5 protein-coding genes are annotated in these 5,614 nt (G+C 43.7%); 1 reads left to right on the top strand and 4 read right to left on the bottom strand.

Annotated features, from left to right (window positions below):
- Window positions 1-81: 81 nt before the first annotated feature.
- The 3 genes from AB4517_RS12635 to AB4517_RS12645 all read right to left on the bottom strand — a co-directional run bounded on the left by AB4517_RS12635 (window position 82) and on the right by AB4517_RS12645 (window position 3,753).
- Complete coding sequence (locus AB4517_RS12635; protein ID WP_010435987.1) at window positions 82-852, bottom strand: ABC transporter permease; 771 nt, start codon at window positions 850-852, stop codon at window positions 82-84.
- Window position 853: 1 nt separating this feature from the next.
- Entirely contained in the window at window positions 854-1,771 is a 918-nt protein-coding gene (locus AB4517_RS12640) for an ABC transporter ATP-binding protein (RefSeq protein ID WP_017059435.1), read from the bottom strand.
- A gap of 350 nt (window positions 1,772-2,121) precedes the next feature.
- Entirely contained in the window at window positions 2,122-3,753 is a 1,632-nt protein-coding gene (locus AB4517_RS12645) for a SulP family inorganic anion transporter (protein WP_017063247.1), read from the bottom strand.
- Window positions 3,754-4,039: 286 nt separating this feature from the next.
- Between AB4517_RS12645 and can the strand changes: the two genes are divergently transcribed.
- Window positions 4,040-4,708, top strand: a complete 669-nt coding sequence (can, locus tag AB4517_RS12650) for a carbonate dehydratase (protein ID WP_017063246.1) — start codon at window positions 4,040-4,042, stop codon at window positions 4,706-4,708.
- Between the two features lie 74 nt (window positions 4,709-4,782).
- Here the strand turns inward: can and hpt are convergent, their stop codons facing one another.
- On the bottom strand, window positions 4,783-5,313 hold the full coding sequence (gene hpt, locus AB4517_RS12655; RefSeq protein WP_017059438.1) for a hypoxanthine phosphoribosyltransferase: 531 nt from the start codon (window positions 5,311-5,313) through the stop codon (window positions 4,783-4,785).
- Between the last annotated feature and the right edge of the window lie 301 nt (window positions 5,314-5,614).

A 5,614-nucleotide genomic window follows, 5' to 3' on the forward strand; every position in this document is an offset into this window, starting at 1 on the left:
CGTCATGCTCGGCGCACAATACAAAAAAGGTCGATGTAATATCGACCTTTTTCTTTGCCTGCAATTCTGGCTAACTAGATATTAACTACGTAAGCCAATACCCTTTGTCACTAGGTAGTGTGCAATGCCATACAACAGCACGATAAACACACCTAGTACGCCAAACGACGTCACGATCCCCACATCAGACACACCCAAGAAGCCATATCTGAACGCGTTAACCATGTACACGATAGGGTTCAACTTCGATACACCTTGCCAGAATTCAGGCAATAGACTGATCGAGTAGAACACACCACCAAGGTACGTCAGCGGCGTTAAGATAAAGGTTGGGATAATAGAGATATCATCAAACGTGCGTGCGAATACCGCGTTAATCAAGCCACCCAAAGCGAATACTACCGACGTTAAAAATACCGTCGCAATGATCACGCCCCAATGGTCAACTTGTAAGTCGACAAAGAACAACGACACGAAGGTTACTATGGTACCCACTAACAATCCACGAACCACACCACCCATTACGAAGCCGGCGATAATCACGTAGTTAGGAACAGGCGCTACAAGCAGCTCTTCAATGTTCTTCTGGAACTTGGCACTAAAGAACGATGAAGCAACGTTGGAATATGAGTTGGTGATCACCGACATCATGATCAGACCGGGAACAATGTATTCCATGTAACTAAAGCCGTTCATTTCACCAATACGCGCACCAATCAGGTTACCGAAGATGATGAAGTAAAGCGTCATGGTAATCGCTGGCGGCACCAGAGTCTGCACCCAGATACGAGTAAAGCGATTGATCTCTTTGGTCAACAAACTGCAGAAAGCGGTCCAATATAGGCTGTACATATTATTTACTCCCCTCACGGACGATACTCACAAATAGCTCTTCTAGACGGTTTGCTTTGTTACGCATAGAGAGGACTTTAACCTGTTGCTCGCTCAATTGAGCAAAGATGGTATTCAAACCTAGGTTCTTGTCGATTTCGATTTCTAGCGAGCCATTGACCATCACTTGGCTATTCACGCCTTCAAGCTTAGGTTCAGTCGTGCCCTCTTCCAGATCCAGAATAAAGGTCTCAGCACTCAATTTGCCCAACAGCGCTTTCATTGTTGTGTTCTCAATCAGCTCACCGCGATTGATGATACCAATGTTGCGACACAGCATTTCTGCTTCTTCTAGGTAGTGCGTGGTCAAGATAATGGTAATGCCCTGCTTCTCATTGATCTCTTTTAGGAATTCCCACATTGAACGACGTAGTTCAATATCAACGCCTGCTGTCGGTTCATCAAGGATCAACAAATGAGGTTCATGCATCAATGCACGCGCGATCATCAAACGACGCTTCATACCACCAGACAAGTTACGCGCGCGTTCGCCACGCTTTTCCCACAGATCGAGTTGAGATAGGTACTTTTTCGCTCGCTCTTTCGCTAATGCTTTTGGCACGCCGTAATAACCCGCTTGTTGCAGCACGATCTGTTCAACGGTTTCAAACGGGTTAAAGTTAAACTCTTGAGGCACAAGGCCTAAGTTCTGCTTCGCCAATTCCAGATCGGTATCAATGTCGTAGCCGAACACTTTAACCTTGCCTGACGTTTTATTTACCAGTGAAGAGATAACACCAATGGTGGTTGATTTACCCGCACCATTGGGACCAAGTAGTGCGTAAAAGTCGCCTTTTTCTACTTGTAAACTAACGCCCTTAAGAGCCTCGAAGCCCCCAGCATAAGTTTTTCTTAATTGCTCAATTTCTAATGCATACATAGAGATAGACTGCCATTTGCTATAGATAAGATGTAGACGACCGAGCTTGAGGAAGAGAGTAATGCTTAAAACGAGCTAGCAGAAAACTAACCCAAACTTGTTAACTCGGCCATTTTGCAAACAAGTTTATCGTTGATTGACGATTAATACAAATATCGTGTGAGAGTTTCTTTCGAAAACAAATAAGCGTCTTGGCTACGTGAAGACTAAATCAACGTTCAATAAATATAAAAATGCCGCTAAGTGATTCACTTAACGGCATTAATGATCAGTCTTGAAGTGAGCGTCTATAGCTTATTCATATTAGATTATTCATATCAGGTCATTAATATCAGCTTATTACTGAAAAATTAAACTGACTCAAATTGATGCTCATCTCTGTCGACATAGCTTGTTGCTGCCGTCAGGGCTTCATATCTGAATCGATAAGTGTTGGATTCAGGTACTAGGTCAATCACGTGGAACTTCTCTAGTTGTTGACGAGTATTCTCATTAGGACACAGCAGATACACCTCACACTGCGCATCCAATGCATCTTTAATCGCATTCTCTAGCGCTAGGCCAACAGTGACATCAATCATAGGTACATCTGTCAGGTCTAGAATCATCGCTTCATAGTCAGAGATACTTGAGTGCTGACGTGAAATCGCCTTTGAAACGCTGAATATCATCGGCCCTGATAGGTAGAAGAATAGCACCTTACCATTGGCACTATCGAGTAACTGACGTTCGCTATCAGTCAATGGGATATCGTCTTCATCATCACCATCACTGATCGCCTTAACTTGTCTGGCTTGCTCTCGGCTTAATCTTTCAATAATCAGAATATTCGAGATAAACACACCCAGTCCAACGGCAATAATCAAGTCAACAAACACAGTCAATAGCATCACGCCGTACATCACGCCCATGCCGGCATAGCTAACCTTGTGCGCGCGCTGGATAAAGCTCCAATCTAGGATATTGAAACCAACATACATCGCGATACCAGCCAGCACTGCCATAGGAATCGGTTCTGTTAAACCACCTGCAACCAATACCACGAGCGCAAGTACTAAAGCTCGAATAACACCTGAAAGCGGAGAACGCGCTCCCACCTGAATATTGGTTACAGTCCCCATAGTAGCACCCGCGCCAGGTAGTGCACCAAACAGGCCAGAGATCATATTGGCAATGCCTTGGCCACGAAGCTCTTTGTCTGAGTCATGCTCTTTACGAGTCAATGAATCTCCGATAACCGCGGTCAAAAGCGTATCAATACAACCTAATGTACCAAGCACCAAGGCATCGATAACCATAGTAGTAAACTGTTCAGCGCTGATCGTAGGGATAACGAGGGAAGGTAAACCAGCTGGGATTTCACCAATACGGCGAATAGAGTCGGTATCAAAAATAATGACGGACAAGAGCGTTACAGCCACTAACGCGACCAGTTGAGCAGGCACATACTTACGATACTTAGCGGGGAAGCCAAAAAGAATACCGAGTGTCAGAGCACCTAGAAATAGCTCACTCACTTTTAAGTTTGCTAGCGTATCAGGTAAAGCAGAGAGCGTGCCCATTACACCACCGGATGGAGCGGCATGCCCTAACAATGGAGACAGCTGCAAGATAATCAGAATAACGCCAATGCCCGACATGAATCCGGAGATCACGCTATATGGCATCAAAGTGACGTATTTTCCTAGCTTTAACGTACCAAGTAATATCTGGAATGCACCGGCCATCATCACGACAGTAAAGGTCATTGCCATACCCGTTTCAGGATATTTAGCAACCATACTCGTCATTACGGCAGTCATGATCACCGTCATCGGGCCGGTAGGTTCAGAAATCAAACTACTCGAACCGCCAAACAATGCTGCAAATAGGCCAACCATAATGGCGCCCCACAAGCCAGCTTCAGCTCCCGCGCCAGAAGCAACACCAAATGCCAATGCTAAAGGTAACGAGATGATGGCTGTAGTTACACCGCCAAACATATCCCCTTTGAGATTGATATCCGTAAAACGACTTCCAAACAAAACACACCTTCCTGATGATGAAATGACAAACCTTATCACTTTAGCAAATGTATCAAGTGTTCAGAAAGTGTTAATTCAATCACATTATTCATGTCTTATAACCGGATTATTGATAGTGGGCTAAGTTTATGATTTTCCGTACTAGAACACGTCAGATGAGTACATTTTGACGCAGTTTTTACGAGATTGAATTTGTAACATTGTGTATAGTTAAGCATCTTAATTGAGGGATGTAAGAAGCAAGATGCCAGAAATAAAACAGCTTTTTGAGAACAATTCCAAATGGTCTGAAGAAATTCGCTCTGAAAGACCTGAGTATTTTACAACGCTTGAAGAGGGTCAAAGCCCTGGTTTTCTATGGATAGGTTGTTCAGATAGCCGAGTTCCAGCCGAGCGCCTGACTGGCTTATATTCTGGAGAACTGTTTGTTCACCGAAACGTGGCCAACCAAGTGGTTCATACAGACCTAAACTGTCTATCTGTTGTTCAGTACGCAGTAGATGTGCTTAAAGTGAAACACATTATTGTCTGTGGTCACTACGGTTGTGGCGGTGTTAACGCGGCGATTGATAACCCTAAACTTGGTCTTATCAACAACTGGTTACTGCACATCCGTGACAATTACCTAAAATACCGCAAGCAAATCGAGGGGCTTCCTCGTGAGCAATGGGGTGACAAGTTATGCGAAATTAACGTCGCAGAACAGGTTTATAACCTAGGTAACTCAACCATTATGCAAAATGCGTGGGAGCGTGGCCAAGACGTTGAAATCCATGGTGTGGTTTATGGTATTGGCGATGGCAAGCTACAGGACCTTGGCGTACGTTGCTCAAGTAACGATACTTTAGAGAACAGTCACTTAGATGCATTAAACAAGATCTTAACGACGCCTCTTCTTAGTCAACAAAGCTAACCCATTCCGTCATATATACAAAAAGCCCGCATCAAGCGGGCTTTTTAATGACTTCTAAACCACAAGCGTAATGATTACTCTTGAGGTACTACCTTACCGATGTACGGTAGGTGACGATATTTTTGTGCGTAGTCGATACCAACACCAACAACAAACTCGTCTGGGATCTCAAAACCAATCCATTTTGTATCGACAGTCACTTCACGGCGAGAAGGCTTGTCTAATAGCGTACAAATTTCGATAGACTTAGGACCACGTAGGCTCAGAATCTCTTTTACTTTAGTCAGCGTGTTACCTGTATCGATAATATCCTCTACAAGTAGAACGTCTTTACCTTGGATATCATCATCAAGATCTTTCAAAATACGAACATCACGTGAGCTTTCCATGCCGTTGCCGTAGCTAGACGCGGTCATGAAATCAACTTGGTGAGTTAAATCGATAGCACGAGCAAGATCTGCCATAAAGACAAAAGATCCACGCAATAAGCCAACTAAAACTAGATCTTCACTACCGTTGTAGTGTTCCGTGATCTGTTTGCCTAGTTCGTTCACTCGATCCTGAACTTCTTGCTCAGAGATCATGACTTCAACTGTATGCTTCATACTGCTCTCATTCTATTTGGTGATTGCGACGAATGTTGACAGTTTCGTCAGTTGTGTCGCTCAATTTTGTGCGTAAGTCTAGCACTGCTCAAATACCCACACCACCTTATGGTTCGAATTTACTGTCAGATTCTCAACGAAATGTGCGCTGGTGCCTTATCCAATACTCGTCTCCTTTCACATCAATGCTGATCACGCTTTATGTATCAAGTTTGATGTAACTGTCTATAAAACAAGCTGAAAGGATTGACCATTCGCATATGCACCATTACACTCATCTTGGCTTAAATAATAATAAAAT

Origin of the sequence: Vibrio sp. 10N.222.52.C3 (genome assembly GCF_041474195.1) — a bacterium.
Taxonomy (GTDB): domain Bacteria; phylum Pseudomonadota; class Gammaproteobacteria; order Enterobacterales; family Vibrionaceae; genus Vibrio; species Vibrio crassostreae_C.